The 2,907-nt window shown below is 63.1% G+C and carries 5 protein-coding genes; 2 read left to right on the top strand and 3 right to left on the bottom strand.

Annotation, left to right across the window (positions count from 1 at the left end):
- Window positions 1-119 precede the first annotated feature (119 nt).
- The 3 genes from K228_RS0124405 to K228_RS0124390 form a co-directional block, all read right to left on the bottom strand.
- Window positions 120-317 (bottom strand): hypothetical protein, encoded by a 198-nt coding sequence (locus tag K228_RS0124405; RefSeq protein ID WP_025620715.1) that lies wholly within the window; start codon window positions 315-317, stop codon window positions 120-122.
- A 109-nt stretch (window positions 318-426) separates the two neighbouring features.
- A complete protein-coding gene (locus K228_RS29060; RefSeq protein ID WP_025620714.1) occupies window positions 427-747 on the bottom strand; it encodes a helix-turn-helix domain-containing protein in 321 nt (106 codons plus the stop codon).
- Window positions 744-992 (bottom strand): helix-turn-helix transcriptional regulator, encoded by a 249-nt coding sequence (locus K228_RS0124390; RefSeq protein WP_188116255.1) that lies wholly within the window; start codon window positions 990-992, stop codon window positions 744-746. The genes K228_RS29060 and K228_RS0124390 overlap by 4 nt, the downstream gene beginning before the upstream one ends.
- A 214-nt stretch (window positions 993-1,206) precedes the next feature.
- On the opposite strand from K228_RS0124390, the gene K228_RS0124385 reads away from it, so the two are divergent.
- Both K228_RS0124385 and K228_RS0124380 read left to right on the top strand, forming a co-directional pair.
- Window positions 1,207-1,671, top strand: a complete 465-nt coding sequence (locus K228_RS0124385) for a helix-turn-helix domain-containing protein (RefSeq protein WP_188116254.1) — start codon at window positions 1,207-1,209, stop codon at window positions 1,669-1,671.
- A gap of 7 nt (window positions 1,672-1,678) precedes the next feature.
- Entirely contained in the window at window positions 1,679-2,836 is a 1,158-nt protein-coding gene (locus K228_RS0124380; RefSeq protein ID WP_080671701.1) for a site-specific integrase, read from the top strand.
- Window positions 2,837-2,907 lie beyond the last annotated feature (71 nt).

The raw sequence follows: 2,907 nt of genomic DNA, 5'->3' as shown, positions 1-2,907 counted from the left end.
GGCGGCGGCGCAGCCGGGGCGCTCGGTGGTGTCGGTACGATCGGTGTGCATCTGGACTCCTTGGTTGATCAGGTTCTGGTCCGGGTGTCGAGCCCTTCGCCGCAGCCACGGCGGGGGGCTCACTTCATCGGCCGCTGTGCGTCGATGAGGTCTTCGAGTTGCTGCTTCCGCCACTCCCGCTCCTCGGCGGGAGTCGCCGGCCGCATCCACCGCGGCTCCGGGGCCGGGGCCGGCGGCGGGGTAAGGCCGATCGCGATCAGGGCCAGGCCGACCGCGATGAGGGCGACCGCACGGGCGAGGAGCGCGGCGGTGGTCACAGCAGTGCCGCCGGCAGTAGGGAGAGTGCCTTCACTTTGTCGAGCACGTCGATACGGGCGGCGTACTGCGCCCGCAGCGACGGCGACTCGGTTAGAACCAGTTCAGTAGTCACGCGGCCCTGCCTTCCGTTCGACGCGGTCCCGCCGGCGGCTTCGGCTTGATTGGCCCCGCCGGTGGCCTCGGCGCCTTCGGTGGGCGGCTAGGGCTCGGTGCTGGCTTCCTCGCAGCGGCGATCATCTTCAACACTGGCGCCGCGTCGGGATACTCCTTGTTGCCCTTGAGCCATGCCTCGAGGTCGTCAAGGTCAAAGCGGGCATGCTTACCGACCCAGGTGATCGGCACTGTCCGGGCAGTGGTGGCCTTCTCCACCCAGGAGACCTCGACCCTCAGTAGCTCGGCGAGCTCATGTTTGTCGATCAGCGGTTTCATGCGGCGGCCCGCTCGTCGAGTAGCGATTCAACGGTGACGTTGAAGGTTCGGGCGATACGGGTGATGGCGTCGAGGCTGGGGCTCTGCTTGCCGTGCCGCCAGTGCCAAACGGTTTCGCGGCTGACGCCGATGAGTGCGGCTCGGGCACTGTCGCTGGTCGCGCCCCGCCTTGCGCACTCTGCGACGAAGGCGCTGACGTTGAGGCGTAGGGGTGTGGCGTTGCTTGTCTTTGCTGTTGCGGTCACGCCACAGATCGTACGCCGTGAGGTGGTGTGGCGGTAGCGCAACAGCTTCATCCTTTTGGCTGATTATGCCCGGCCGTTGTCTGGAGCTATTGTGGCGTGCATGCCACAACGTCATATGAGCCTGACCACCGAAGTTCGGTACCGAAGACGAATGTCGCGTCCACGCCATGAGGCGGGGCCGCAGCCCTCCCGACCAGGGGGGAAGCCGATTTTCGTGTCCTACGGTGTGCGTGTGCGCAACACACATGACGGCGAGCGCAACAGCTCAGGCCCGGGTGCCTGGGCTACCTTTGCCAAGCTCGCCCGGGAGGCTGCTGTACCGACGGTCAGTCAGTCGGAGCTTGCGCGGCGGCTTGACACTGACCGCACGACGATTTGGCGATGGGAACACGGCAAGCAGAAGCCGGACGACCCGGAGATCGTTGCCCGGTTCGCCGCTGCTCTGGGACTCGACCTCGACGAGACGCTCGCCGCGGCCGGCTTGCGTCCTGGCGTCGCTGCGCCCGAGGCGCCCACTGTGGATGTGGACGAAGAGATTGAGCTGGTTCGCACTGACCAGCGCCTAGACCCTGATATGAAGCGACGGATCATCGCGTTAATCCTGGAGCGGCGGGAGCGGGAGAGGTCTGCTGCCATTGAGGAAACAAAGCGGTTGATCGAGCTTTTTCGTCGGACCTGACCTGACCATGTGGATTGAGAAGAACGGTCCGACTTATCGGATCCGGGACCTGATTGTTGGCAAGAAAGTAACTGTCAAGTCTGGATTCATCACAAAAACCGCCGCGAAAAATGCGATGAAGGTCTTGGAGGCTGACCAGGTTCGCGGTGATTATGTCGATCCGCGTGCGGGTCGGGTTGCCCTTGCCGAATGGATTGACTTGTGGTGGCCATCTCATCAGGTGAAGCTGAAGCCGACCTCCATTAAGTCGGAGGGCGCGCGGATTCGAAATCACATCCAGCCATGGCTGGGTGAGTACGCATTGTCCGAGCTGACACCAATGATTGTGAAGTCCTGGGTGGCTCAGCTTTTGGCGGGAGATGAGGAGGTGGAGCGCGACCCGCTTTCGCCGAAAACGATCCGAAATGCGCATGGCCTGCTGTACGCGATCCTCCAGGAAGCAGTGCATCAGCGACTCATAAAGACTAATCCATGTCAGCGGACGGGGCTGCCGCGCGTCGAGCACAAAGAGATGCGCTTCTTGACCGAGGCGGAGATATCGCGGCTTGTTTCGGCGATGTCGGCGCACTGGCGGCCCCTCGTGGTGTTGCTCGTGGCGACCGGGATGCGGTGGGCAGAGGTTGCGGGATTGAAGGTTAAGCACATGGACGTGCTGGCCCGGACGGTACGGGTCGAAGAAGCACTGCATGAGCTGGCTGCTGGTCAGGAGTTGGTGACGACCGCGCCGAAGACCGAGCGAAGCCGGCGGACGGTGACGTATCCGCGGGATGTGGCAGAGCTACTGGTCCCACTGGTGTCGAATCGGGGTCGTGACGCGTACGTATTTCTCGGACCTGACGGGGGAGCGGTTAGGTATCGGAAATTCTGGCGACTATACGTGCGATGCGCTGCTAGGGCAGGGCTTAGCGGTTTGCGCATCCACGATTTGAGGCACACCCATGCCGCGCACCTGATCGCTGGGGGAGTGCCACTAACCGGCGTGCAACGTCGGCTCGGGCACTCGTCGATCACTGTCACGTCCGACCTGTATGGACACCTGCTGCCAGTCGTGGACGAGAACATCCTTACCGCTGTCGAGAGCAGCCTATCGAAGATCGACTTTAGGGGACTGGTAGGGGAAACCGACGGGGATCAAGCGCGTTCAACGTCGTCCAACGTCGCCTAACGAGCAGGGCATTCTGCACTTCGACACCGTGACCAGCGTGATTGTAGGGGTTCAAGTCCCCCCTCGGACAC

This window comes from Salinispora cortesiana (assembly GCF_000484695.1).
GTDB classification, from domain to species: domain Bacteria; phylum Actinomycetota; class Actinomycetes; order Mycobacteriales; family Micromonosporaceae; genus Micromonospora; species Micromonospora cortesiana.
The sequence above is the reverse complement of the archived record's forward strand: the minus strand, read 5'-3'. Positions and strand labels throughout refer to the sequence as shown.

Coding starts and splice junctions, on each gene's coding strand:
- K228_RS29060 (WP_025620714.1), bottom strand. CDS start 747: ATGAAACCGCTGATCGACAAACATGAGCTCGCCGAGCTACTGAGGGTC.
- K228_RS0124380 (WP_080671701.1), top strand. CDS start 1,679: ATGTGGATTGAGAAGAACGGTCCGACTTATCGGATCCGGGACCTGATT.